Consider the following 24,293-nt stretch of genomic DNA (forward strand, 5'->3'; position numbering starts at 1 on the left):
GCGTTTTGCATCAATCATATATTTCTACGTCTGTTGGTATCCCAGAGAACGGGATTTTAGACGTCACAGGCAGTTTTTTTGAAAACTGCTCAAAAATCTTGAATCAGATGGTAAAATCGCGCCGTATACACGAGTCTGCGAGGCGCGAAGTGGGGCGCAAACTGCATGAGTCTGCTTGACGAGAAAATGACGTCTGAGCTGGCCAATAGCCTAAAGAAAGCAAGTGGGGCGGCGCGTACGTCGCTTGAGGAAACGGTGACCCGACAGACCACCAGGCTGCGCAGCAGCACCAAGACGCGCAAGAGCGCCGCAACGCGCGAGCGCATCATGGCTGCCGCAACCTCGCTTATGGTCGAGCGCGGTAACACTGACTTCCAGATGAGCGAGGTCTCCTCGCGCTGCAAGATGTCCAAAGGCGCGCTCTACTACTACTTTGCCGACAAGGACGCGCTGGTTGAGGCCATCTTCGACCGTTCTATCGACGAGCTTGTGGACTCGGTTGAGGGTGCCGTCGCCGGTGCTTCCTCCGCGCTCGAGGCGCTCGTGAGCCTTACGTGCGAGCTCACCAGCCGCATGAGTGTGGGAAGCCCGCTTGCGTTGGCCATGACCCGCGAGGTCATCGACGCCAACAATAACGTTCTCCCGTCCATGGAGACGCACTTCGCGCGCATCATTTCCATCATCAGTGCGCAGCTTGACCGCGCCAAGGGGGAGGGCATGGTGCGCGAGGGCGTAAACAGCCGTCTTGGTGCCGTTACCATCTCCGGTGCGTTCATCTTTGCGGCTCTCGAGGTGGCGAGTCTCGGCGAGGATGCGCCTACGGGCGATAGGCTCGCGCACTCGCTTATCGACATTGCGCTCAACGGCATGGGCACCGAGGCCGCGCATACGGCGCTCGCTGCTGCGGGATGCGCGTCTTCCCTGGCTGTGCAGCAGTCCGGGAACTCTGCGCCCCAGCTCTCCGAACAGGGGTGACGAGACGCAACCAGCGCGCTACCCTTGTGCGGGCGAATTTCTCGCCCAGGCGATGAGCCGTTGCACTTCTCAGGTATAGTCGAGCGCCGACGCGGCGGTCGCTGTTGGCACGGGTCCGTCCGTGCGGAAAGGATACTGGAATGGCCCACAAGAACTACTACTTCACCTCGGAGAGCGTCACCGAGGGCCACCCCGACAAGATGTGCGACCAGATCTCCGACGCCATCGTCGACGCGATTCTCGCCAAGGAGGCCAAGCTCCAGGCCGCGGGCTACGTCGACGCGGACGGCAACCCCGCCAACGTCGACAACGTTCGCTGCGCCGTCGAGACCTTCACCACCACCGGCACCGTCGTGGTGATGGGCGAGGTTCGCACCGAGGCCTACGTCGACGTGCAGAAGATCGTGCGCGAGACCGTGCGCGGCATTGGCTACGACCGCGCCAAGTACGGCTTCGACTGCGACACCTGCGGCGTCATCAACATGATCCACGAGCAGAGCCCCGACATCGCGCAGGGCGTCGACGGCACCTACGCCCGTGCCGACGACACCGACCCGCTGGACAAGATCGGCGCCGGCGACCAGGGCATGATGTTCGGCTACGCCTCCGACGAGACCGACGTGCTCATGCCCATGCCCATCTACCTCGCGCAGCGCGTGGCCGAGCGCCTGGCTGCCGTCCGCAAGTCCGGCGAGGTCGGCTACCTGCGCCCCGACGGCAAGACGCAGGTCACCGTGCGCTACGAGGACGACAAGCCCGTCGAGGTCACGGCCATCGTCGTCTCCACGCAGCACGACGCCAAGGTCGAGCACGACCAGATCGAGCACGACATGGTCGAGCACGTTATTGCCCCCGTGCTTGACGAGGTCGGCATCAAGTGGCGCGACGCCGACATCTACGTGAACCCCACCGGTCGCTTCGTGGTTGGCGGCCCCATGGGCGACACCGGCCTCACCGGCCGCAAGATTATCGTCGACACCTACGGCGGCATGGGTCGTCACGGCGGTGGCTGCTTCTCCGGCAAGGACTGCACCAAGGTCGACCGTTCGGCCGCCTACGCTGCGCGCTGGGTTGCCAAGAACGTGGTCGCCGCTGGTCTCGCCCACAAGTGCGAGGTTGAGCTGGCCTACGCCATCGGCGTCTCCCACCCGCTGTCCATCATGGTCGACACCTTTGGTACCGGCGCATATGACGACGAGCTCATCGAGAAGGCCGTCGAGAAGGTCTTCGACCTGCGTCCCGGCGCTATCATTCGCGACCTCGACCTGCGTCGTCCAATCTTCCAGAAGACGGCGGCCTACGGTCACTTTGGTCGCAAGGACCCCGACTTCACCTGGGAGGCCACGAACCGCGTCGACGAGCTCAAGGCTGCCATCGCAGAGCTTGCCAAGTAAGCGTTCCCGCTGTTCCGTTACGTTTGGCCCCTCCGTCCTTGCGACGGAGGGGCCTTTTGCGTTGCGTGGGGCCTGAATTCTATGCGCGAAGGGGCTCCGGCGCACAACGCTCGCTTGCTCGCTGCACAAAAGCGCTCTATCGGACGGCGCTTGGCGTTTTTTGTGCATTTGGGCCCCATGCCGAACAAGGTCCGGACTTCACCCAGCACACTTTGAGGCAACTGCATGAGTGCTGCACTACCGACAGGGGTTCGATTCAACCAGGCGAAGCAGCGAGAAGAGCTCGCGGTTCACATCGTCGGGGGCACACTTGGGCAGCACGTGGTCGGCACCGGGAACCATCACCTTGCGCGCGCCGGGAATCGCATTGGCTATTCGCTGGGTCTCGGCGGGGTCGATGCAGTCAAACTCCCCGGTCATCACGGTGACGGGGCAGCGTATCGAGCCAAGAGACTCGGCGGGGATGTGCGGCTCTTCCAGCATGAGGCGCATGAGCTCGGCGGTCGCCCTCGCCTCCCTGACGCTTGGCGTCACAATAGAGGGGTCCACGCCTTCGGGTCCACGTTCCAGCCATGCGGCCCATGCCTCGCACTGCCGGGCCGTGCCCTCCATGTCCCAGTCGTCTCCGGCAAGGACTCCCTCGGGCGAGAGGTTCGCGCCCATCGAGAGGACTGAGGCCACGCGCTCGGGATGGTCCCGTGCCATGAGCAGCGCTTCAATCGCCCCGTCCGAAAAGCCCACCACGTGCGCGCGCGGCACATCAAGCGCGTCGAGCACGGCAAGCGCGTCGGCGGCCATAAGCTCGTAGGTGAGCGGCGCGGCCCCGCGCGTCGAAGCGCCCTGGGCGCGAGAGTCCACGCCAATCGCGCAGCGCCCGTCACCCACCAGGCCGTTTATCTGCACGCCAAAGATGCCGTGCTCCTCACCGTTGCCGTGCAGGAAGAGAACAGGATACGTGCTCTTCCTCCGAGTCCCATCAGCGCCATACACAAACGTCGCAATCTGCGCCCCGTCCGCAGTCCCAACCTTGCGAGCCACGCTTGGAGCAACGGTGGGACGCAGGTAGTAGCTGGGAAAGTGCGGCTGTGGTGGTATGGGGGCATTGGGATTCGGCATGCTGCTCCTCTCGGTTGTCGGTTGACAAGGCGGCGCAAACAAAGCGCCGGGGCGACGGCTGGCAATGATCGCTGCCCTACTCCAACACCGCTGCGGCCTTCTCGAGCCACGACGTGATCTCGATGTGCTGCGGACAGGCGCCCTCGCACTGAAGGCATCGCACGCAGTCGCTCGCCTTGCCACGCTTCGACACGGCCGACTGGTAGTCGCGCTTGGCGCCGGCAAGGTCGCCATACACGAGGTAGCGGTTGTACGCCGAGAAGACCGAGGGAATGTCGATCTTCTGCGGGCACCCGCCGGTGCAGTAGTGGCACCCGGTGCAAGGCACCTGCTCGACGGCGGCGAGCGCCCTGCTCGCCCGCGCCACCGCATCCCGCTCGGCGGCGCTCAGTGGCGCGAACTCACGCATGTAGGAGAGGTTGTCCTCCATCTGCGCGACGTTCGACATGCCCGACAGCACGACCATCACGTTCTCCAGGCTGGCTACAAAGCGCACCGCCCAGCTGGCAATCGAGGCGCTCGGGTTGGCCGCGCGCAGGATGTCTTGAACCTGCTGTGGCGGATTGGCGAGAAGCCCGCCTTTGACCGGCTCCATTACGATGACGGGCTTGCCGTGGGCAACCGCAACCTCGTAGTTCTCGCGCGAGCAGACGCTGGGGCTCTCCCAGTCGCCATAGTTGAGCTGCAGCTGCACGAACTCCGCCTCGGGGTGGCTCGTGAGGATCTTGTCCAGGACGTCGGGGCGGTCGTGGAACGAGAAGCCCATGTGACGCACGAGGCCCTGCTCCTTGGCCTTGACGACAAAGTCCCAGATGCCGTAGTCCTCGTAGTAGTCGACATTGCGCGAGGAGAGCGCATGGAGCAGGTAGAAGTCAAAGTAGCCTGCCCCGGTGCGCTCGAGCGATGTTGCCAGCTCGCGCTTGGCCTCCTCGGCGCTCTTTGCCGCCCACGGACTGGCATTGATCTTGTCGGCGAGAAGGAAGCTCTCGCGCGGGTGGCGGCTTACCAGGAAGCGCTTGGCTGCCTCCTCGCTTCCCTCGTAGACATAGGCGGTGTCGAAGTAGCACATGCCCGCGTCGAGAAAGGCGTCGGTCATGGCCTCGCATTGCTCGACGTCGATGGTCGTGCCGTCTGCCAGGCGCGGCAGGCGCATGAGGCCAAACCCCAGCTTGGGCATGGTGGTTCCAAAGAACTCGTTCACGGCCGCTCCTCTCCTTGCGGTCAAACCGTCTACATCCAGTATGTGCCAAGCTTGGGCGATGTCGCGCGGCTTCTCGGCTGTCGTTGCTATGAGGCAGGGCGCAGAGCTGCCGCGTTGAGAAATAGTGAGTCCTCTTTACCTCATTTTGTTGCGTATCCAACAGAACCTTCTTCTCATTCCTGATATTGTCTGGTCGTTATGCGACTGCGATATGATGGGCGAGAAATCCCGGTGTCACGGCGTTGTGCGGGAGGAGCCATGCTCCAGAGAAGAGAATTCCTGCGCCTCTCGGCGCTGCTTGGCCTTGGCTTCTTGCCGGGCTGTGCCCTGCGGCAGGATGCGGACGCCTCGTCGGAGCCGACAAGCGCGTCGGATGCGTCCTCTTCGGCAGACGGCGCCGCAGTGCGCGTTGTGGTTGGGTCACGCTCGCTCGCCCAGATGGCAATCCTCGCCGGCATGCCGCCCGTGGGAGTGACCGAGGACGCCACGGACCTTGACGGCCTTCCCCAAGACGTGGCGACTGTGGGCACTGCCGCACACCCCAGCCTCGAGAAGATCGTCGCGCTTGCACCCGCGCTTGTGCTCATCACTGCCGAGGTCCCCGCCCAGAAGGAGCTCGAGCCCGGCCTCGACGGCGCCGGTATTGCCTGGCGCGACGTCGACGTGAACAGCTTTGGTGACTATGCATCTCACATGCAGGCGCTCACCGAGATGAGCGGCCGAGACGACCTCTTCCAGGTCAACGTCGCCGACGTCTCCGATGCCATAGACAGGGTCGAGGAGAGCGCCGCAGACCTTCCTCAGGTGAGCTATCTGGCGCTTCTCGTCTCGTCGACCAAGGCGAAGGTCGCGAAGGGCGACTACTTTGCCTGCGAGATCTTTGACAATCTGCAGATGGCAAACGTCGCCGAGGACGACAGCTCGCTCGACGATCTCTCGGTCGAGGCCATCGTCGCCGCCGATCCCAGCTACATCTTTGTCATCCCCCGCGGCAACGAGGACGAAGCCAAGGCAGTCTTCGAGCAGGACTTCCAGGCCCAGCCCGCGTGGTGGTCCCTCTCTGCGGTTACGGCGGGCAGGGTCAACGTCTTGCCCAAGGACCTCTTCGAGTACAAGCCCAACGAGCGCTGGGCAGAGGCCTACTCCTACATCCTTGACCTCCGCGAGCAAGAGGGGTAGCCATGGCCCATGGGCGAGAGAGGACAAGCGAGAAGGGCCGTCGGGCGTGTGTCCTGGGCGTCGTGGCGCTCGCGCTCGTCTCGCTGGCCTCGCTCCTTTGGGGTACCGCGGCGTTGGGGACGAGAGAGGCGCTCAAGACGCTTGCCCTTCTCGCCTCCGGAGGGACCGCGGACGCCACGGCCACGCTCGTTCTTCTGGGCGTGCGCCTTCCCCGCGTGGTTGCGGGCATGTGCTGCGGCGCGGCGCTCGCCTGCGCCGGCCTGCTCCTGCAGGCCTCGCTCGACAATGACCTGGCGTCACCGGGCGTGATGGGCGTGAACTCCGGGGCTGGCCTGCTCTGGCTTGCTGCGGCGCTCTGGCTGCCGGGGCACCCTGTGCTGAGACAGGCCATGGCCTTTGCCGGCGCGCTTCTCGCCACGCTCCTGGTGTACCTGGTCTCGCGCCGCGCAGGTACCAGCCGGGGGACCGTGGTCCTTGCGGGCGTCGCCGTCTCGAGCCTTATGGGCGCCGCCATCGACGCCATTGTTGTAGTGTGGCCGCAGTCAGTTTCGGATCGCGTGTCGTTCACGCTGGGCGGCCTCTCGGGTGTCACCTACCAGCGCCTGGCCTTGTGCGTGCCTGCAATGCTTGTGGCGCTTGCGGCGGGGGCCTACCTCGGTCGCGGCATAGACCTCCTTGCGCTGGGGGATGAGACCGCGCACGGCCTTGGCCTCGACGTGCGCGCCTGCAGGCTCGGCGCCATCGTTTGCGCCGCGCTTCTTGCCGCCTCGGCGGTCTCGGTCTGCGGTCTGCTCAGCTTTGTGGGGCTCATAGTCCCCAATCTGGTGCGCATGTGGGCCCGTCCCACGGCCCGCCGGGGGCTCGTCCTCTGCGCCGTATGGGGTGCGGCACTCCTGGTTGCATGTGACCTCGTGGCACGGACCATCGCGTTTCCATATGAGCTGCCGGTTGGCCTGGTACTCGCGCTTCTCGGCGCGCCGTTCTTCATCGCGCTGCTCACGCGTCGAGGCCGCGGGCACGGGTCGCATTCCGTGGCGGCTGGTCGCGGAGGCGATGCCGCGTGATTGGCGTGAGAGGCCTCTCGTTTGCGCGCGACGGCGGCTTTGCCTTAGCCGTGGAATCGCTCGAGCTCAATGACGGTCAGGTGAGTGTCCTCGTGGGGAGAAACGGGTGTGGCAAGTCAACGCTGCTTCGCTGCCTTGCCGGCGTGCTGCCTCACGAGGGCAGCATCCTTCTCGATGGCGTGGAGCTGGGGGATCTTGGCCACCGGGAGCGCGCCCGACGTCTGGCCTACCTCCCGCAGGAGCTGGGTTGCCCGCACATGGACGTCTACACGCTGGCCTGTCACGGTCGCTTTGCCACGCTCGGCGCCGTGAGGACCCTTGGCGAGAGGGACCGCCGCCTGGTGCGCGAGGCCATGGAGCTCACGGGGGTGTGGGAGCTTCGGGACCGGTCCCTCGCGGACGTCTCTGGTGGAGAGCTGCAGCGTGCCTACCTGGCCATGGTTGTCGCTCAGGACACGGGGACGCTCCTTCTTGACGAGCCGTCGGCGCACCTGGACGCCCAAAGGGGCTGGGAGCTTGCGAAGCTGCTGCGGCGCCTTGCGGACGAGGGCCTGGCGGTCGTGGTCGCCACGCACGACGTGGAGTCGGCCTTCTCGTTTGCCGATGAGGTCTGCCTCATGGCTGACGGTCGGGTTATCGCCCAAGGACCGCCCGGTGCGGTGGCCAAAAGCGGGGCGGTGCGCTTGGCACTGGGGGTAGGCGTTGCCGAGCAGGACGACCCCACGCTTCTGTGGAGGTATGCGCTCACACGCGCGTGAACTTGCGCGCAAGACAGGAAAGGAAGTGCGCCCGGCGGGCGCGGAGGAGAGGGGAGACCATGGGATACGTGCTTGATGGGGAGGGGTTTGACGGGCTGGTTCGCGAGCTTGCCCGCGACTTCCTCGTCTTTGCGCCGGTTCGGAAGGTGGGTGCCGGGCGCTTCACCGACGTGGATCAGGTGATCTACGACTTTGTGGACGACGCGTCGCAGATCGAGCTGGACGAGAAGAGCGACTACTCCTTCAAGGAGCTGCTCACGCCGCTCTCGCAGACGCTCTTCTATTACACGGAGGACCAGGTGCGCGAGGCTGGTGGCATCGGTGCCGCCAGCGGACCCGCCCACGGGGGAGATGCGCGCGATGTCCTCGTGCTCCTGCGAGCCTGCGATCTCCATGGCGTGAAGCGCCTCGATGCCATGTACCTGCACAACGGCCCCGAGGACAGCTTCTATCGTCGAATCCGCGACCGCGTGCACTTTGTGCTTCTCGGCTGCCCCCAGACCTTCGAGCACTGCTTCTGCGTGGACATGGGGACTAACGTCGCGCCAGACGCCTGGGAGTTCTCACTCGAGCGCTCGGGCGATGGCTTCGCCTGTGCCGTCGCGAACGAGTCTCTCCGCCCGCTCTTCGAGCGCCATGCCGCGGGCGTCCGCGAGGTCGTTCCCGCGCACGTCACGCAGAACGAGGTCCACGTGCGCGTCCCCGAGACCGTGCCGCTCGAGCTAAGAACCAGCCCCGTATGGGACGAGTACAACCACCGCTGCATCGGCTGCGGCCGCTGCACGCTGGTGTGCCCAACCTGCACCTGCTTCACCATGCAGGACGTGGCCTACACCGAGAACGGCAGGGTGGGCGAGAGACGCCGCGTGCAGGCCAGCTGCATGATCGACGGCTACTCAACGGTGGCCGGCGGCGCAAGCTACCGCAAGCAGCACGGCGAGCGCATGCGCTTCAAGGTGCTGCACAAGGTGTACGACTTCCGCCAGCGCTTTGGCTACGACATGTGCGTGGGCTGTGGTCGCTGCGACGACGTCTGCCCCGAGTACATCAGCTTCGCTGCGTGCGTCAACAAGCTCTCTGACGCCGTCGACGAGTGGGACGCCCAGCATGAGGGGAGCGTGGCCCGTGATGCCTAGCAACAACCCGTACATTCCCTTCTCCTCCAAGGTGCTCAAGGTCATCAAGCACACCGAGAAGGAGTACACCTTCCGCATGGCCTTTGGCGGAGAGGTTCGCCCTGGCCAGTTCTTCGAGGTCTCCGTCCCCAAGTACGGCGAGGCCCCCATCAGCGTGAGCGGCATCGTGCCTGGCGAGTCGGTCGACCTTACCATCCGCCGCGTGGGCGTGGTAACCAACGAGGTGTTCGAGGCCTACGAGGGTGAGAGCCTCCTCCTGCGCGGCCCCTACGGCAACGGCTTCGAGGTGGAGCGCTACGTGGACGGCGAGTGCGTCGTGGTGGCCGGCGGAACGGGCGTGAGCCCGGTGCGAGGCGTGGTCGAGGCGCTGGCCGCAAGCGCCACGCCGCAGGACAAGCACGTGATCGTGGGCTTCCGCAGCCCCAACGACCTGCTCTTCCGCGACGACCTTGCGCGCTGGGAGAACCTCGTTGACCTCATCCTTACCGTGGACGGCGCGCCCGAGGGCTACCAGGGCAACGTTGGCCTGGTGACCAAGTTCATCCCGAGCCTGCCGCTGCGCGATCCCTCCACGGCGCAGGCCATTGTGGTTGGTCCGCCGCCCATGATGCGCTTCTCCGTGAAGGGCCTTCTCGAGCTGGGTCTTGCCGAGGAGAACATCTGGGTGAGCCAGGAGCGAAAGATGTGCTGTGGCCTGGGCAAGTGCGGCCACTGCCGCATAGGCGAGAAGTACGTGTGCCTGGACGGGCCCGTCTTCAACTACACCCAGAGCAAGCAGTTGCTGGACTAGGAGGCCGCCATGATTCAGGACATCGACGTCAAGGCCATGAAGAAGAACGCGTTCCGTGTGAGCAAGGAGCGCGGGATGACCGCCAGCCGCGTGCGCGTTCCCGGCGGCCTGGTGAGCGCCAAGAGCATGGCGCGCATTGTTGAGATTGCCGAGGAGTACGGCAGGGGAGAGATCTTCCTTACCAACCGACAGGGAGTGGAGATTCCGGGCATCCACATGGAGGACATGCCCAAGGTCAACGAGAAGCTCCAGGCCATCATCGAGGACACTAAGATTAACCAGGAGGACACCTCTCAGGGCTACCTGGCAAGCGGCACGCGCAACGTGGTGGCCTGCCCGGGCAAGCGCCTGTGCCCGTTTGGCTGCTATGACACCACGGCCTTCGCGCAGCGCATGGACCACGAGATCTTCCCCAACAACCGCCACGTGAAGGTGGCCTTCACCGGCTGCTCCAACGACTGCGCGCACGTTGCCTTGAACGACTTTGGCATCATTGGCATGACCGAGCCCCAATACGACCCCAACCGCTGCATTGGCTGTGGCCAGTGCGTGGACTGGTGCCAGCGCCGCTCGGTGAGCGCGCTCAGGCTGGAGAAGGGCAAGGTCGTGCGCGACGAGGACCGCTGCATTGGCTGCGGCGTGTGCGTGGTCTACTGCCCCACGCGCGCCTGGACGCGCAGCCCCGAGCACTACTTCCGCGTCAAGATCATGGGCCGCACGGGCAAGCAGAACCCGCGGCTGGCGCAGGACTGGCTGCGCTGGGTGGACGAGGACTCCATCGTGAAGATCGTGAAGAACACCTATGCCTTCATCGAGGAGTACATCGACCCTAACGCGCCCGAGGGCAAGGAGCACATCGGCTACATCGTCGACCGCGTTGGCTTCGACGAGTTTTGCGAGTGGGCCTTGAAGGACGTCGAGCTGCCCGAGAAGTGCCAGCGTGCCACGCGCGTGTACTGGGACGGCAAGCGCTACGACCGCGACAACAGCCTGCGATGAGACAAAGGGACAGTCCCTTTGTCTCATCCACGAAGAGGGGCGCCCTGGCGGCGCCCCTCTTTTCTCGTCTTACTTCTGGCTTGGATGCTTCTCGAAGAAGTCGAAGCGCGGTGGCAGCTCCACCAGCGCGTGCTCGGCGGGGTTCTCTCCCAGTGCCTGCGCCAGCTCGCCGGGGGTCTCAAACGCATGCTCCCACGAGAAGAACGCGTCTGCCGCAAAGCCCAGGTGCTCGCAGATCTTCTCGCAGCCGGCAGGCACTGCGGGGTGCATGAGCAGCGTCACCGTGCGCAGCGCGGCAAAGGCGTTTGCCAGCGCGTGCTCGTAGGCGGCGTCGTCTCCCTTGGCGGCCTTTGACTCGTCGCCCCAGCGACGGTTGGCGTCACGGCAGAAGTCCTCGGCCACGGCAAGCGCGCCGTGGGCGTCAAAGGCGTGGGCGCAGCGCTCGTAGGCTAGCGTCGCCTCGCGGCAGCCGGCAAGCACGTCGGCGTCCGCCTCGACCGCAGGCAGATGGCCCGCGCAGACGTTCTGTGCGCCGTAGATGCAGCTTCTGGCAAGGCGGTTGAAGATGTTGGTGAGGAAGGCGCTCTCCTTGAGGGCGGGGTCGACCACGCGCGGGTCGTCCTTTACCAGCACGTCCTTGCCGGTTGCCTTGTCCTTGTGGCTCACCGAGGTGTCGTAGGGCTTGGGCGAGAAGCTCACGGCCTTCTGATCCAGCCCAAGGCTCAGCCAGTGGCAGCGCAGCTGCTCGGCGGTGTAGTGGTCAAGAAGCTCGGCGGCCATGGGCGGGCGGATCTTGCCCGAGCTCGAGGCCTTCTTGTTCATGAACAGGATGTGGTAGTTGGCCACGGGCGTGTCCTGGAAGAGGCCCCAGTCGAGCGCGTCCCACAGCGCGGGCTGCGCCACGCAGTAGAAGTAGATGTTGTCCTGGCCAATGAACTGGTAGACCTTAGCGTCGTCGGCGCACCACCAGTCGCGCCAGTCGTCTGACGAGAAGCGCGTGCCGCCGTCCTTCTCGTCCAGAGCAAGCGCGGTCTGCGTGAAGCTGATGGGCGCCCAGAGGCTCTCGGGCCAGCACCACACGGTGAGGCCGCTTGTGTCCTCAAGCTCGGGCGCGGGCACGCCCCACTCGATGTTGCCGGTGATGCGGAAGGGTAGAAGCGTCTTGCCCGTGCGGAAGCGCACGCCGGCGGCCTCGAGGATGGCGCGGGCGTCGTCGCGGTCGCGCCAGTTGGCAAACTCGACGGAGAAGGACTGCTGGCCCTTCTCGGCCTCGTGGAGCTGGTGGGCGGGGAGCTTGGCCTCAACCGCGTCGAAGCTCTCGCGGAACTTCTCCTGGATGTAGACGACGGGCGGGACGAGAGACTCGCGCACGGTCTTGGTGACGATGGGCCTCACCTGCGGGTCAACGTCCCACTCGTCCATGAGCTCCTTGAGCTGGGACTCAAAGGCGGGCAGGTCGAAGTACCAGTTGTCAACGGGGCGCAGCTCGGGCGTGGTGCCGGTGAGGGCCGAGACGGGGTTGATGAGCTCCTCGGGGTCAAACTGGTGGCCAAGGTCGCACTCGTCGGCGTAGGCCTTCTCGGACTTGCACCCGCGCACCGGGCAACGGCCAATGACCTGGCGCCCGTTCAGGAACTGGCCTGCCTTGACGTCATAGAACTGGCGGGTGCTCATCTTGTGCAGGAAGCCGCGCTCGTGGAGGCGGCGCAGGACCTCGGCGGTAAGACGGGCGTGGAAGTCGCGTGCCGGCTCGAGGCCAGAGCCCGCGAAGAGGTCGAGCGAGATGCCGTAGGCGTCGAGTGCCGCCTTCTGGGCGTCATGGTTCGCCTGGACATAGTCGGTGATCGTGCCCTCGTAACCTTCCTGCTCCACCTTCTTGCGGTAGCCCTCCATGATGGGGGAGCCGTAGCAGTCCGTGCCCGAGACGAAGATCACGTTCTTGCTCCCGATGCGGTCGCGCAGGAAGCGCGCGAAGAAGTCCGCGGGCACAAAGACGCCACCGATGTGGCCAAAGTGCAGGTTCTTGTTGCCGTACGGCATGCCCCCGGTGATGACGGCGCGTGCGGGGAAGCTCGGACGGTCTTGCTCCGTGACGTTCTGGGAATTGTCTGCCATGTGGGACGTGCTCCCTCTTGGTTGTGGTGGTGCTGGTGATGCCTGGTGGCATGTCGCGCATGCCATGGGCCACGTGATTATCCCACAACAGACGTACGTGCGGGCGGACTGGGCCTACGTGGGGTGGGTACGTTCAAGGGTGTGGGGGTGCGATTCGGAGCGCCCGCGGCAACGCTGCGGTGTCGTCCGCGGCGCCCCTCCGCTCAAGGACGAAGCGTAGGACGAGAAGGGCGAAAGGAGGGGCAGCGTGTCTGTCGAGAAGATCATCGTCGCCGAGCCACTGCTGTGGGGCGGGACCGGCTTTGCCATGTTTGGCCCCTGGCACCTGCTCTGGCTCGTGGTCTGCGCCACCGTCATCGCGCTTCTCGTCCACGGCTATCGGAGCCTTCCCGCCGACGACTCGTGGCACGGCGGAAGACGCTGGCTCGTCCTTGTCGCCGCCGTCGTCCCCAACGCGCTGCTGCTCTGGGGCGACATCCTCAAGGCGCAGACGGGGACCTTCTCGCCTACCTGGTGGCCGCTTCACCTGTGCAACGTCGCCGAGTACGTCTGCCTGTGGCATGCGCTCGCCCCGTCGCGCGTGACCCGCGAGCTGCTGCTCTGCTTTGGGCTCACGGGTGGGCTCTGCGCAATGCTCTTCCCTGGCTGGACGTACTGCCCGCCGTACACGCTGCCCTGCATCAGCGGCTTTCTGGAGCATGCGTTTATCTTCTCTGTGTCGCTCATGGCGCTCGACGACCCGCGGAAGGCGCCAAGGTGGCGTGACGCGTGGATCTCGCTGGCGGCTGCCGTCTTCTATCTCGTGGTCTTTAGGTGGTTCAACGGGGTCTTCGACACTAACTTTGGCTTTGTGACCAGTCCAGCCGGGGGTTCGCCGCTCGCCTGGTGGGAGGATGCCTTCGGCAACCCCGGATACCTCGTGCCGTACATGGCCTCGTTTGCCGTGGCGGTGGTGCTGCTCCACGCCTGGCAGGAGCGACGCCGTCGGCGAGAGGCGTCATCAAGAGAAGGAGGCGCGGCGTGAGGAGCGTGGCGCAGCTCGACATCCTGGGAGACACCCCGCTTGCCCGTCGCATGATGGCGGGCTCGGTGGCGCTTCTCGCCGTGGGGTTCGTCGGTGCCTTCTTCCTGGTTGTTGCCGACGGCTGGGGCACGGACGTTGGTGCGTGGTTTGCCGTCTCCGTGGTGGCGACGGTCGTGGCCCTGCCCGTGCACGAGCTTGTCCACGCGGCGGCATTCCTGCTGTTGGGACGCGGACGCGTGCATGTGCGCTTTGGGTACCAGACGGGGATGCTCTACACCAGGGCGGAGGGAGAGCCCCTTTCGCGCGGACGCTTCCTCGTTGTGCTTCTGGCGCCAGCCGTCGTTGTCACCGCGGCGCTTGCCGTAGCGGGGAAGCTTCTCGCCGGTCCAGCGCTTGCCTGGGCGCTTGCGTGGGCGCACCTCTCCGGGTGTGCTGGTGACCTGGCCATGGTTGGGGGAATTGCTCGCACGTCCGGCTGCACGCACGTGCGCGACACGGATATGGGAGTAGAGCTTCTCGCCGATGACGATGGTGGAGACGCCTAGCCTCGTGCCCAGGCGCGCTCGCATTTTCTAGACGCGCGTATTCGACGGTTAGGTTCCCCTAACCGTCCCGAATCGGCGTAACGGTTTCGTTGATGCGGAATCCGGACGTTTAGCTGGGGCTAACCGTCTATTAAGCGCGCTGACGAGAAGGACGCTGACGAGAAGGCCGGAGCGAGAAGGCCACCCGCCGTCACCCCGGCCCGCTGCACCCACTGCCGCCCGGTCGGCATCCCCTTACGTTCTCTTTGCGTTCTTCTCGCCGCCAGCTTGCGGCCGACCTACCGCGTCGCGCTATTGTGGTCGTGTGAGAATCCTTTAAGAAAGCCCAGAGGCACTGCATGATCAACGCCAACTTCCATACGCACACGACGCTCTGCGACGGAAGGAACACGCCGGGTGAGATGGCCAAGGCAGCCTATGACGCCGGGCTTGTCGCCCTTGGCTTCTCCGGCCACATGGACCAGGACATCAACATGAACTGGGACGCGTACGTGGCCGAGATCCGCCGCCTTCAGGACGAGTATCGTGGCCGCATGGACATCCTTCTCGGCGTGGAGCTGGACACGCTCTACGACCCCGCCTGCTGTCCCGGCGCGGAGTACAGGATCGGCTCCACGCACTTCGTGGACCTCGACGTGCCGTGCGAGACGGCGGTCGACTGGTCGCCCGAGAAGCTCGAGATCCTCTGCCGGGAGGGGTTTGGCGGCAGCTGGATGGCGCTCGTGCGGGCCTACTACGAGCTTGAGGCCACGACGCACGACCGCACGGAGTGCACCTTCGTTGGGCACTTTGACCTCGTGAGCAAGTTCAACGAGGGCGGTCGCTTCTTCGACGAGACGTCCCGCGAGTACCTTGCACCCGCGCTTGAGGCCATGGAGTACCTGGTGGGGGAGGGCATGCCCTTCGAGGTGAACTGCGGAGCTTTTGCGCGCGGGATTCGGAGCCAGCCCTATCCGCGTCGCGAGCTGCTGCGCGCCCTGCACGAGATGGGAGGACAGATTCTCGTGAACTCCGATGCCCACAGCGTGGAGCTGCTCTGCGGCGGGCTTGATGAGGGGGCCCGCTTCGCCGCATCGTGCGGCTTTGCGAGCGCGCTCGTCCTTGGCCACGACGAGCGCGGGGAGGTCGTGATGCGCGAGGTGGCGCTGGAGGAGGCTGCGCAATGACGGGGACCCATCGGGAAAGCGTTGTCGACCTCGTCGTCGACGGGGTGCCGTGCAGGCTGCCCTTCTCGGAGCAGACCATTCGCCTCTGCCACAATCTCCTCGCCCAATGGACGGCGCGCCAGCGCGAGCTTGGCCGCCGCATGGTCGTCTTTCTCGCCGCCCCTCCAGGAGCCGGGAAGTCCACCTTCGCGAGCCTCCTCGCAAGGCTCTCCCGCGAGGACAAGGCATACGAACCGCTGGTGGCACTGCCACTCGACGGCTTTCACTACCACGCAGACGTGATTGCCACCGGCATCGTGTGCGTAGAGGGGCGTCAGGTGCCCATGCGCGAGGTAAAGGGCACTCTGGAGACTTTCGACCATGCCCGCTTTGCCGAGAAGTGCGGCGAGCTCTGCTCGGGCGGGGCGGTTTCGTGGCCGCGCTACGACCGCAACATCCACGACGTCGTCGACGACGCGATCGTGGTTCCGGCGGACGCGCACCTGGTGCTCGTCGAGGGAAACTGGCTCCTCTCGAGCGAATCCCCATGGGACGAGACGCGCGGCCTGGCAGACGCGTCGTATCTCCTGGTGGCTGACAAGGATCTCCTTCACCGCCGGCTGGTTGCGCGCAAGGTTCGCGGTGGGCTAACGCCCGAGGCGGCAGAGGAGTGGTACATGAGGTGCGACGGAATGAACGTGCGTCGCGTACTCGCGCATTCCTCGGCTTGCAACATGCTGGTAGAGGACGAGGGCGGCAGCATTTGGACCTCGGGGGACACCGGCGCGGAAAGCGACGCCGGTGCATTTCCGCAGGAATGACGAGAAGGACGCCGACGTGACAGACATCATGAGCGACAACACCTTGGCCTCGGGCGCCCGCACGCCGCTCCTCCTGCACGCCTGCTGCGGCCCCTGCTCGATAGAGCCCGTGGAACTCCTGCGTCGCGAGGGCTTCGAGCCGACCATCTGCTGGACCAACCCAAACATCCAGCCCATGGCCGAGCACGACCGTCGCCTTGCCACGCTCCGCGCGTGGGCGGCAGACGTGGCTCACGTCGACCTGATTGTCGCCGGAGACGATCGTGCCGCGTGGGAGAAAGGCGTCGCGCCCCACGGCTTCGACCGCGCCGCCCGTTGCCGCGCCTGCTATGCCCTGCGTCTCGCGGAGGCCTGCCGCACGGCCCGCGACCTGGGCTTTACTCACGTCTCCACCACCCTTGCTGTCTCGCCCTACCAACTCTTCGAGGCCTGCGGAGACGTGCTTGCAAAGACGGCTGCCGCCTACGGCCTCACACCGGTGTGGCGCGACTTCAGGCCTTACTACCCCGAGGCCACCCGCACCTCTCGTGACCTGGGCATGTATCGGCAGAACTACTGCGGATGCCGTTTCTCCGCGGCCGAGGCTGCCATCGAGCGCCATGAGGCTCGCGACCGCCGCAAGGCCGAGCACGCCGCCGCCCGCGCTGCCGCCACGCGCTAGCCCCGCTGTCGCTTCCCGCCGCCACGCGCTAGAATGGGCGGCCGGCGCATAGCGCGCCGCATCTCACCTCAACACATCAGCCCTAGGGCACGAGGAGAACCACACACATGCGTACCGATGACTTTGACTACCCGCTCCCAGACGAGCTCATCGCACAGGCACCCGCGGAGCCGCGTGACTCCTGCCGCCTCCTCGTGCTCAACCGCGAGGACGGCTCGCTCGAGCACCGCCACTTCACCGACGTGATTGACTACCTTGATCCGGGTGACCTTCTCGTTGCCAACAAGACGCGTGTCATGCCGGCACGCCTGGTGGGTCACAAGCGCGGCACCGGCGGCGTAGCCGAGACGCTCCTGCTCAAGCGCAGAGAGGACCTCGACCCCCTTGGCCACGTGTGGGAATGCCTCGTGAACCCCGGCAAGCGCCTGCGCCAGCCCGGCACCATCATCGAGTACCGCGCGGGCGGCCTGCACGCGCCCCTCTCGGCCGAGGTCGTGCTCACGGGCGAGATCCTCGACTTTCTCGAGGACAACCGCGGCGGGCGCCTGGTGCGTTTCGAGCCGCAGGGCGGCCGCACGCTCGACGCCGCCATCCACGAGGCCGGCCACGTGCCGCTGCCCCCCTATATCACCAAGTACGAGGGCGATCCCGAGAAGTACCAGACCGTTTACGCCATGCACGAGGAGCACTCCGCGGCGGCGCCCACGGCGGGTCTGCACTTCACGCCGGAGCTCATCGAGAGGATTGAGGACAAGGGTGTGGGCTGGAAGACGGTCGAGCTTGAGGTGGGCATCGACACCTTCCGCCTGGTCACCGAGGACGACCCCACCAAGCACGTGATGCACACCGAGCGCTACCACGTGCCGCAGGACGTGGTCGACGCCGTGCATGCCACCAAGGCCGCGGGACACCGCGTGGTTGCCGTGGGCACCACGGCGGTTCGCTCGCTCGAGAGCGCCTGGGACCCCAAGGCGCCCGCGTACACGCCGGCCGTCACGGCCCGCCGCTTCGAGGACGCCCCGGATTCGGCCGCAGTGACGGGACGCGGCGACATCGTCGAGCGTCGCGACGCCACCACCAACCTCTACCTCATGCCGGGCTCCACCTACCACGTGGTGGACGCCCTCATCACCAACTTCCACGTGCCCCGCTCGACACTCATGATGCTTGTCTCGGCGCTTGCTACGCGCGAGCAGATCATGGCCGCCTACCAGGCAGCCATTGACGAGAAGTACCGCTTCCTCTCGTTTGGTGACGCCATGCTCATAAGGTAGGGCGCTTGCGCCACCGCCCTATCCAAACAGCATGGAGGCGACGAGAACAGCTACCACAACCACAACGACAGCCAGTATTACCAGCACGGCAATCCGCGTGGCGCGCGTACGCCGGCGCAGCTCCCGCTCGGCCCGGCCAAGCTCCTCCACTTGCGCGCGCTGCGTCTCGAGCGCCTGCTCGCGCTCGGCGATTGAGTTGCGCAGCTGCATGGTTGCCTGGGGCGTGTCGTGGATGCTCTTGGCCTCGCTGAGCAGGTCGCCCGCCTTCTTTGCGTCGGTCTGCGCGTTGTCGCGCAGGCGGTTCGTGCGCTCGATTTCCGCCTTGTGGCGGTCGATGTTGTCCGAGAGCTTCTTCTGGCGCGCGTCTGCCTGCGCGCGGAGGTGGTCGTACTCACCACGCCGCTCCTTCGCTTCCGCCTGCATGGCGTCTGCCTCCCGCTGAGCGGTTTCGAGCGACTGCTTCTGGGTCCAGAGATGCGTCTGGGCATTGTCGACGGAGGACTGTGCGTCCGCGGTCGACCGGGTCACGGCCGCTTCTGCGGCGCTTACGTGTGCTGCTTCGGCGGCCAGCTCCTGGCGCACCTGCGCGATGGCGTCGTGTTTGGCAGACGGGTCGGCAAGGAGCTTGTCGAGCTCGCCTTGGACCTTGCGCTGGCGCGCCTTGGAGTTGTCAAGCGCCCGGTTTGCCGAGGCAATTGCCTGCTCGCGGCGGTCCGTGGCGTCCTTCACCTGGCCCTCTGCCGTGCGCACGGCGCGCTTGGCTTCGGCGACGGTGCGTGTGGCGTCGTCCGCGCGTCCTTTGGACGACTCCGCGAGCTGCTTGTAGGGACGCAGTGCCTGCTCGTCCTCGGCTCGCATCTTGGCGAGGCCGGCCTCAAGGTCCCGGAGCTCGTGGGAGAGACGCGCTGCGTACTGCACGGCGTCTGCTTCACGCTTCTGCGCATCCGCGAGCGCTGCCGTCTGTGCCGCCACGATGTCCTGGTAACCCTCCTCGATGCTCACGCGGTGGTCAAGCGCCGCGCGTTGCGCCTCGAGCGTCTTCTCGGTGGACTCCATCTGCGACTTGGCGGAGGAGTGCTGTCGAGAAGCGTCACGCACGTCTCGCAGGGCAGTGAAACCTGCGGCGATGCCCTTGCCTGCCCCGCGGGCGGCTCCCGCGGCAGCCCCTGCGGCTCCGCTGGCGGCTCCGGCGACAGCACCTGCGGCCCTGGATGCTGCCTGTGCGGCGCCGTCCCTGGTGGCCTTGCCTGCGCTCCGGGGCGTACCGGCATCGCCCGCGGCGTCTGTCATCTTGTCCTGCGAGGCTGCCGCGTCCTTCTCGGCAGTGCCCTTCTCGTCCTTCTTGCCCTTGCCCCAAGCCATGGAGGCTCCTTTCGAAATCGCGTCGTGCGGACGCGAGACTAGGTGTTGTGGTTGCAACGGCGCAGTCCGGTGCGGGGCGCCTGCGTCTCTCCATTTTGCCGCAAGCGTCCACGCTGAGTGTCAATCGAGTTGCTTGAGAAGAGTTTGTCCGCCAGCTGTCCATGAAGTGTGTAAACTATACGAGCGTTTGGTACGATATAAGCAATTCGGGATTTACTGCCCGAGCCTAGTCAGGGAGTCTAGAAGGGGAGTTCTAACATGGTTTCCAAGCAGACTACGATCATCAACGCCACTGGCCTTCACGCTCGTCCCGCGTCCGTTTTCGTGACCGAGGCCAAGAAGTACCAGTCCAACGTCACCATCAAGAACGTCGACAAGGACACCGCGCCCGTCAACGCGAAGTCCATCATGATGATCCTGGCGGCTGGCCTTGGCACCGGCACCAAGATCGAGATCGCCTGCGACGGTCCCGACGAGCAGGAGGCCCTCGACGCCCTCGTCGCCCTCGTCGACTCCGGCTTCGGCGAGTAGGCTGCGCAAGAACATGTGCACGCAAGCGGCCCGGGACTCCCGGGCCGCTTTCATGAGGTAGGGGCTTACAGCGTCCGATGTCCTGCTGACGCGATGCGATGCGTCATAAGCCTTGCAGCCGAGAAGCCCAGCCCCACGAGAGGAGCAACTGACATGGAGCCCCAGTGGTTCTCCTACGACATTGTCGCCGAGGATCCCGCCACGCACGCGCGGGCGGGCGTCCTGCACACTCCCCACGGCGACGTTCCCACGCCCATCTTCATGCCCGTGGGTACGAAGGGCACCGTGAAGGGGGTGCTGGTGCCGCAGCTCAGGGAGCTTGGCGCCAAGATAGTCCTTGCGAACACCTACCACCTCGCCATGCGTCCCGGCGCCGACCTCGTGGCCGAGATGGGTGGCTTGCATGGCTTCACCCGCTGGGACGGCCCCATCCTCACGGACTCTGGCGGCTTCCAGGTCTTTAGCCACGAGGAGTTCTGCAAGCTCTCTGCCGACGGCGTGCGCTTCCGTGCGGTCGACTATGACGGGCGCTGGTTCACCTGGACGCCCGAGGAGAACATGGACATCGCCCAGAAGCTGGGGGCCGACATCGTGATGCAGCTCGACCAGTGCGTGGGCTACCCAGCCCCGCGCTCGAAGGTCGAGCGCGCGGTGGAGCTCTCGGCAATGTGGGCAGAGCGCTGCTGGAAGGCACACACCCGCCCAGACCAGGCGCTCTTTGGCATCGTGCAGGGTGGGATGGACCTCACGCTGCGCAGGCGCTCGCTGCAGCACCTTCTCGACGTGGGCGACTTCCCTGGCTTTGGCATTGGGGGGTACTCGGTGGGCGAGGACCACGAGACCATGTTCGAGAGCCTTGCGCCCCTGGCCTCGCAGTACATGCCGCGCGAGAAGCCCCGCTATCTCATGGGGGTGGGCAACCCCACCACGCTCGTGCGCGGCGTGGCATGCGGGATCGACATGTTCGACTGCGTCCTTCCTACGCGAACCGCCCGCATGGGGACGGCCTTCTCGAGCGAGGGTCGTCTCAACCTGCGTCACGCACGCTTCGCTCACGACGCCGGCCCGCTTGACCCCGCGTGCACCTGCCCCGTGTGCCAGGGCGGATACACGCGTGCGTACCTGCATCACCTCGTGCGCCAGAAGGAGATGGCCGGCTCCATCCTGCTGTCGATGCACAACCTGTACTTCCTTCTCGACCTCATGCGCCGTGCCCGTGAGTCGATCATCGCGGGAACGTACGGGGAGTTTGTCTCGCGCTGGATGGACTCACCTGCCGCTGCCGACTGGTAGGCCCCGCGGCGGGTCTTGCGATGGGCGCTCGGACCTTGTTACCGGGCCGTCGCGACTCCCGAGCGTTCTCCCAGATAGCAATGGCGGTTCCCCAACGGGCCGGTAACGGTGGCGGCAGCGAGACGTGCGATATTACCGGCCCGTGGCCTCCCATCGGGTCTCACCTGCGAAAACGCTCCGGGGCCAAGACGGGCCGGTAACAACGGGCGGGTGCGCAGGATGCGGGCAAGGCGAGAAGAGAACAACCGGCGGCGGGGGATCGAAGGGGCGGGACCAAAGGCCCACCTCAGCGATGTCGCGGGGCAAACCCTATAATGGCTTCGGAAAACATCCACGGCCGGGCGTCCTTCTCGCCCGGGCGGCACGTTTATCGAATAACGGAAGGTTTGCACATGGCCCACAAGCAAGACCGCGAGGCCCCCAAAACGGGCCTCGACCGGTGGAACGCTACCGAGTCAAAACCGCATGGCTCAAAGGGTGGGAGCGCTGCCCGCCCCGGTCGCTCCAAGCGCCGTCGCATGAACCCAACCGTGCGCCGCTACGTCTCCACGCTCGTGGTGACGGCCGTTCTCTGCGTGGCATGCGCCTTCTGCTTCACGCCGCTTGGCGAGCGCATCACCACCGGCCTCGACATCCAGGGCGGCGTCTCGGTAATCCTCACCGCCTCGAAGCCAGACGGCTCCACTCCTTCGGCAGACGAGATGAACACCGCAAAGACCATCGTCGAGAAGCGCGTCAACACGCTGGGCGCATCCGAGGCCACCGTGCAGATTCAGGGTGCCAACTCGATCCTGGTCCAGATTCCTGGCGCCACGGACGCAGACTCTGCGGTCCAGACCATCGGCCAGACCGGTCACCTCGAGTTCGTTCGCCTCGACGACATCGGTGACGCGGACGCGCTCGCCAAGATTGAGGCGGGCGCTTCCAACGTGAAGCTTGAGCAGGGCACCTACACCGCCTTCCTCGATGGCTCCTACATCGAGTCCACCTCCGTTGCGCAGTCCTCCACCTCGGTGGGCACCTACTCGGTGAACATCACCTTCAACTCCGAGGGCGCTGACATCTTTGACCAGGTCACCAAGGAGCTCGCCCCCACCAACGGTCAGATCTGCATCGTGCTCGACGGCGTGATACAGTCCGCGCCTGCCGTGCAGGAGGAGATCTCGGGCGGCAAGGTCTCCATCACCGGCAACTTTACGAACGAGGCAGCCCAGGAGCTCAAGACCGTGCTCGACTCCGGTTCGCTGCCGGTCAGCCTCAACTACTCCGAGAGCCGCGTCGTTGGCCCAACGCTTGGCCAGGACTCGCTCAACCAGGGCGTTCTCGCGCTTGTCATTGGCGTTGCCATCGTGATTGTCTACCTGTTCTTCTTCTATCGCGGCCTGGGGCTCCTCACGCTGGGATCCCTGGCGGTCTTCGCGATTCTCTACCTGGGGCTTCTCGCCATCCTCTCGCACTACGGCATGTTCTCGCTGTCCCTTCCGGGCCTTGCGGGCATGGTCCTTACCACGGGTTCCGCGGCCGACTCCTCGATCCTGGTCCTCGAGCGCTTCCGCGAGGAGATTCGCATGGGCCGCACCGTCAAGAACGCCTCCGTCTCGGGCGCGCGCCACGGCATCATGACCTCGCTTGACGCCGACATCGTGACCCTGGTCACCGCGCTCGCGCTCTTCTTTGTGGGCACCGGCACCGTGAAGGGCTTTGGCCTCACGCTGGCGCTTGGTGTGGCGTGCGACATCGTCACCATGTTCGGTTTCAAGGCGCCCGCGCTCAGGATCCTTGCAGCCCACGTCATTCCGTCGCACCCTGGCTTCTGGGGCGTCGACCAGGACATCGCCGAGGCCGAGCGTAGGTCCCAGGAGGCTCAGAAGGTGAGGGGCGCCAAGGCGCCCGCCTCGTCCGCGAAGGGGGGTGAGGCTCGTGCGTAGCCACTTCTCCCACGAGATTTCGTTCATCGGCCACCGCAAGCAGTTCCTCACGCTCTCGTGCATCCTCGTGGTTCTCGCCATCGTTGGCCTTGCCGTGCGCGGCCTGGTCTTTGGCATCGAGTTCACGGGTGGTACCGAGATAGACTTCTATCAGACGGGCAACATCTCCATCGAACAGATGCGCGACGCCCTCGAGTCTGCGGGCGAGGCCACCGCAACCGTCCAGACCACCACCATGCAGGGCGAGGCGGGCTTCCTGGTGCGCTCCGACACCACCGACCCCACCACCGCAAACGCCCATGCGCAGGCGGCAGCCGACACCCTTGGCCTCACGAGCGACAACTACACTGTCACGACCATCGGTCCCGACTGGGGCGCCGATACCACGCGCTCCTCGCTCATGGCATTTGGCGTGGCCATCCTGCTCATCATTGCCTACGTGTCGTTCCGCTACGAGTTCAAGATGTCCATCACGGCCGTGATCGCCCTCATCCACGACCTCGTTATCACGCTCGGCGTCTACGCCTGGTTCCAGATCGACATCTCGCCTAACGTTATCGCCGCGCTGCTCACCATCATGGGCTACTCGCTCTACGACACCGTGGTCGAGTTCAACCGCATGAACGAGAACGCCAAGCAGCTCCGCGACGGCGTGCATCACACCTACTTCGAGATATGCAACTTCTCGATCAACGAGGTCATCGTCCGCACCATCAACACCACGATCGTGACGCTCGTGCCGGTCATCTGCATGCTGGCCATCGGCGGTGCCACGCTCAAGGACTTTGCCTTCGCCATCCTGGTCGGCGAGGTTCTGGGCACCTATTCCAGCTTCGCCGTGGCGTCACCGCTTCTTGCCATCTGGAAGACGCGCGAGCCCAAGTGGGCCAAGCTCGAGGCAAAGTATGACAGTGCCCAGAAGGCCTCGGTGACGCCTGCCACGGGCAAGGCTGGCGAGAAGAACGAGCCCAAGGAAGGCTAG

At 65.4% G+C, this 24,293-nt stretch carries 22 protein-coding genes; 18 read left to right on the forward strand and 4 right to left on the reverse strand.

Going from position 1 to position 24,293, the window contains the following annotated elements; genetic code table 11:
* The first annotated feature begins 255 nt into the window (after nucleotides 1-255).
* Entirely contained in the window at nucleotides 256-975 is a 720-nt protein-coding gene (locus BMX94_RS05020) for a TetR/AcrR family transcriptional regulator (protein WP_286160029.1), read from the forward strand.
* Between the two features lie 140 nt (nucleotides 976-1,115).
* On the forward strand, nucleotides 1,116-2,369 hold the full coding sequence (gene metK, locus BMX94_RS05025) for a methionine adenosyltransferase (protein WP_091004431.1): 1,254 nt from the start codon (nucleotides 1,116-1,118) through the stop codon (nucleotides 2,367-2,369).
* Between the two features lie 237 nt (nucleotides 2,370-2,606).
* Here the strand turns inward: metK and BMX94_RS05030 are convergent, their stop codons facing one another.
* Both BMX94_RS05030 and BMX94_RS05035 read right to left on the reverse strand, forming a co-directional pair.
* Complete coding sequence (locus tag BMX94_RS05030; protein WP_091004434.1) at nucleotides 2,607-3,485, reverse strand: alpha/beta fold hydrolase; 879 nt, start codon at nucleotides 3,483-3,485, stop codon at nucleotides 2,607-2,609.
* A 76-nt stretch (nucleotides 3,486-3,561) separates the two neighbouring features.
* Nucleotides 3,562-4,686 (reverse strand): aldo/keto reductase, encoded by a 1,125-nt coding sequence (locus BMX94_RS05035; protein ID WP_218138461.1) that lies wholly within the window; start codon nucleotides 4,684-4,686, stop codon nucleotides 3,562-3,564.
* Nucleotides 4,687-4,944: 258 nt separating this feature from the next.
* On the opposite strand from BMX94_RS05035, the gene BMX94_RS05040 reads away from it, so the two are divergent.
* The 6 genes from BMX94_RS05040 to asrC are packed head-to-tail and all read left to right on the forward strand — an operon-like array spanning nucleotide 4,945 to nucleotide 10,612.
* Nucleotides 4,945-5,865: an ABC transporter substrate-binding protein gene (locus BMX94_RS05040; protein ID WP_177171336.1), complete on the forward strand. Its 921-nt coding sequence runs from the start codon at nucleotides 4,945-4,947 to the stop codon at nucleotides 5,863-5,865.
* 2 nt (nucleotides 5,866-5,867) lie between these two features.
* Entirely contained in the window at nucleotides 5,868-6,929 is a 1,062-nt protein-coding gene (locus BMX94_RS05045) for a FecCD family ABC transporter permease (RefSeq protein ID WP_091004438.1), read from the forward strand.
* Complete coding sequence (locus tag BMX94_RS05050; protein ID WP_091004440.1) at nucleotides 6,926-7,687, forward strand: ABC transporter ATP-binding protein; 762 nt, start codon at nucleotides 6,926-6,928, stop codon at nucleotides 7,685-7,687. Before BMX94_RS05045 ends, BMX94_RS05050 begins: the two co-directional genes overlap by 4 nt.
* Before the next feature lie 59 nt (nucleotides 7,688-7,746).
* On the forward strand, nucleotides 7,747-8,823 hold the full coding sequence (gene asrA / locus BMX94_RS05055; RefSeq protein ID WP_091004442.1) for an anaerobic sulfite reductase subunit AsrA: 1,077 nt from the start codon (nucleotides 7,747-7,749) through the stop codon (nucleotides 8,821-8,823).
* Nucleotides 8,816-9,613, forward strand: coding sequence for an anaerobic sulfite reductase subunit AsrB (gene asrB, locus BMX94_RS05060; RefSeq protein ID WP_091004444.1), 798 nt, complete (start codon nucleotides 8,816-8,818; stop codon nucleotides 9,611-9,613). Before asrA ends, asrB begins: the two co-directional genes overlap by 8 nt.
* 9 nt (nucleotides 9,614-9,622) lie before the next feature.
* Nucleotides 9,623-10,612 (forward strand): sulfite reductase subunit C, encoded by a 990-nt coding sequence (asrC, locus tag BMX94_RS05065; RefSeq protein ID WP_091004446.1) that lies wholly within the window; start codon nucleotides 9,623-9,625, stop codon nucleotides 10,610-10,612.
* A 69-nt stretch (nucleotides 10,613-10,681) separates the two neighbouring features.
* Here the strand turns inward: asrC and BMX94_RS05070 are convergent, their stop codons facing one another.
* Nucleotides 10,682-12,727 carry a class I tRNA ligase family protein gene (locus tag BMX94_RS05070; protein ID WP_091004448.1) on the reverse strand — a complete coding sequence of 682 codons (2,046 nt, stop codon included), beginning with the start codon at nucleotides 12,725-12,727 and terminating at the stop codon, nucleotides 10,682-10,684.
* A 247-nt stretch (nucleotides 12,728-12,974) separates the two neighbouring features.
* Between BMX94_RS05070 and BMX94_RS05075 the strand changes: the two genes are divergently transcribed.
* The 6 genes from BMX94_RS05075 to queA all read left to right on the forward strand — a co-directional run bounded on the left by BMX94_RS05075 (nucleotide 12,975) and on the right by queA (nucleotide 18,197).
* Entirely contained in the window at nucleotides 12,975-13,751 is a 777-nt protein-coding gene (locus BMX94_RS05075; protein ID WP_091004451.1) for a YwaF family protein, read from the forward strand.
* Nucleotides 13,748-14,296 (forward strand): DUF3267 domain-containing protein, encoded by a 549-nt coding sequence (locus BMX94_RS05080; RefSeq protein WP_091004453.1) that lies wholly within the window; start codon nucleotides 13,748-13,750, stop codon nucleotides 14,294-14,296. The genes BMX94_RS05075 and BMX94_RS05080 overlap by 4 nt, the downstream gene beginning before the upstream one ends.
* 338 nt (nucleotides 14,297-14,634) lie before the next feature.
* Nucleotides 14,635-15,462 carry a PHP domain-containing protein gene (locus BMX94_RS05085; protein ID WP_091004455.1) on the forward strand — a complete coding sequence of 276 codons (828 nt, stop codon included), beginning with the start codon at nucleotides 14,635-14,637 and terminating at the stop codon, nucleotides 15,460-15,462.
* Nucleotides 15,459-16,262 (forward strand): nucleoside/nucleotide kinase family protein, encoded by an 804-nt coding sequence (locus tag BMX94_RS05090; RefSeq protein ID WP_091004457.1) that lies wholly within the window; start codon nucleotides 15,459-15,461, stop codon nucleotides 16,260-16,262. Before BMX94_RS05085 ends, BMX94_RS05090 begins: the two co-directional genes overlap by 4 nt.
* Nucleotides 16,263-16,290: 28 nt before the next feature.
* Entirely contained in the window at nucleotides 16,291-16,923 is a 633-nt protein-coding gene (locus BMX94_RS05095) for an epoxyqueuosine reductase QueH (RefSeq protein WP_091004646.1), read from the forward strand.
* Between the two features lie 107 nt (nucleotides 16,924-17,030).
* A complete protein-coding gene (queA, locus tag BMX94_RS05100) occupies nucleotides 17,031-18,197 on the forward strand; it encodes a tRNA preQ1(34) S-adenosylmethionine ribosyltransferase-isomerase QueA (RefSeq protein WP_091004459.1) in 1,167 nt (388 codons plus the stop codon).
* Between the two features lie 18 nt (nucleotides 18,198-18,215).
* Here the strand turns inward: queA and BMX94_RS05105 are convergent, their stop codons facing one another.
* Entirely contained in the window at nucleotides 18,216-19,559 is a 1,344-nt protein-coding gene (locus BMX94_RS05105; RefSeq protein WP_091004461.1) for a coiled-coil domain-containing protein, read from the reverse strand.
* A gap of 258 nt (nucleotides 19,560-19,817) precedes the next feature.
* Here BMX94_RS05105 and BMX94_RS05110 point away from each other — a divergent pair, with 258 nt between their 5' ends.
* The 4 genes from BMX94_RS05110 (at nucleotide 19,818) to secF (ending at nucleotide 24,293) form a co-directional block, all read left to right on the forward strand.
* Nucleotides 19,818-20,090 carry an HPr family phosphocarrier protein gene (locus BMX94_RS05110; protein ID WP_032110786.1) on the forward strand — a complete coding sequence of 91 codons (273 nt, stop codon included), beginning with the start codon at nucleotides 19,818-19,820 and terminating at the stop codon, nucleotides 20,088-20,090.
* A gap of 153 nt (nucleotides 20,091-20,243) precedes the next feature.
* Complete coding sequence (gene tgt / locus BMX94_RS05115) at nucleotides 20,244-21,383, forward strand: tRNA guanosine(34) transglycosylase Tgt (RefSeq protein WP_091004463.1); 1,140 nt, start codon at nucleotides 20,244-20,246, stop codon at nucleotides 21,381-21,383.
* Between the two features lie 392 nt (nucleotides 21,384-21,775).
* Entirely contained in the window at nucleotides 21,776-23,311 is a 1,536-nt protein-coding gene (gene secD / locus BMX94_RS05120) for a protein translocase subunit SecD (RefSeq protein ID WP_091004464.1), read from the forward strand.
* Complete coding sequence (secF, locus tag BMX94_RS05125; protein WP_091004647.1) at nucleotides 23,304-24,293, forward strand: protein translocase subunit SecF; 990 nt, start codon at nucleotides 23,304-23,306, stop codon at nucleotides 24,291-24,293. Before secD ends, secF begins: the two co-directional genes overlap by 8 nt.

It is taken from the genome of Olsenella sp. KH3B4 (genome assembly GCA_900111695.1).
GTDB lineage: Bacteria > Actinomycetota > Coriobacteriia > Coriobacteriales > Atopobiaceae > Tractidigestivibacter.

Coding starts and splice junctions, on each gene's coding strand:
- BMX94_RS05070 (WP_091004448.1), bottom strand. CDS start 12,727: ATGGCAGACAATTCCCAGAACGTCACGGAGCAAGACCGTCCGAGCTTC.
- BMX94_RS05110 (WP_032110786.1), top strand. CDS start 19,818: ATGGTTTCCAAGCAGACTACGATCATCAACGCCACTGGCCTTCACGCT.
- tgt (WP_091004463.1), top strand. CDS start 20,244: ATGGAGCCCCAGTGGTTCTCCTACGACATTGTCGCCGAGGATCCCGCC.
- BMX94_RS05090 (WP_091004457.1), top strand. CDS start 15,459: ATGACGGGGACCCATCGGGAAAGCGTTGTCGACCTCGTCGTCGACGGG.
- asrB (WP_091004444.1), top strand. CDS start 8,816: ATGCCTAGCAACAACCCGTACATTCCCTTCTCCTCCAAGGTGCTCAAG.
- BMX94_RS05040 (WP_177171336.1), top strand. CDS start 4,945: ATGCTCCAGAGAAGAGAATTCCTGCGCCTCTCGGCGCTGCTTGGCCTT.
- metK (WP_091004431.1), top strand. CDS start 1,116: ATGGCCCACAAGAACTACTACTTCACCTCGGAGAGCGTCACCGAGGGC.
- asrA (WP_091004442.1), top strand. CDS start 7,747: ATGGGATACGTGCTTGATGGGGAGGGGTTTGACGGGCTGGTTCGCGAG.
- BMX94_RS05085 (WP_091004455.1), top strand. CDS start 14,635: ATGATCAACGCCAACTTCCATACGCACACGACGCTCTGCGACGGAAGG.
- queA (WP_091004459.1), top strand. CDS start 17,031: ATGCGTACCGATGACTTTGACTACCCGCTCCCAGACGAGCTCATCGCA.
- BMX94_RS05095 (WP_091004646.1), top strand. CDS start 16,291: ATGAGCGACAACACCTTGGCCTCGGGCGCCCGCACGCCGCTCCTCCTG.
- secD (WP_091004464.1), top strand. CDS start 21,776: ATGGCCCACAAGCAAGACCGCGAGGCCCCCAAAACGGGCCTCGACCGG.
- BMX94_RS05030 (WP_091004434.1), bottom strand. CDS start 3,485: ATGCCGAATCCCAATGCCCCCATACCACCACAGCCGCACTTTCCCAGC.
- asrC (WP_091004446.1), top strand. CDS start 9,623: ATGATTCAGGACATCGACGTCAAGGCCATGAAGAAGAACGCGTTCCGT.
- BMX94_RS05105 (WP_091004461.1), bottom strand. CDS start 19,559: ATGGCTTGGGGCAAGGGCAAGAAGGACGAGAAGGGCACTGCCGAGAAG.
- BMX94_RS05045 (WP_091004438.1), top strand. CDS start 5,868: ATGGCCCATGGGCGAGAGAGGACAAGCGAGAAGGGCCGTCGGGCGTGT.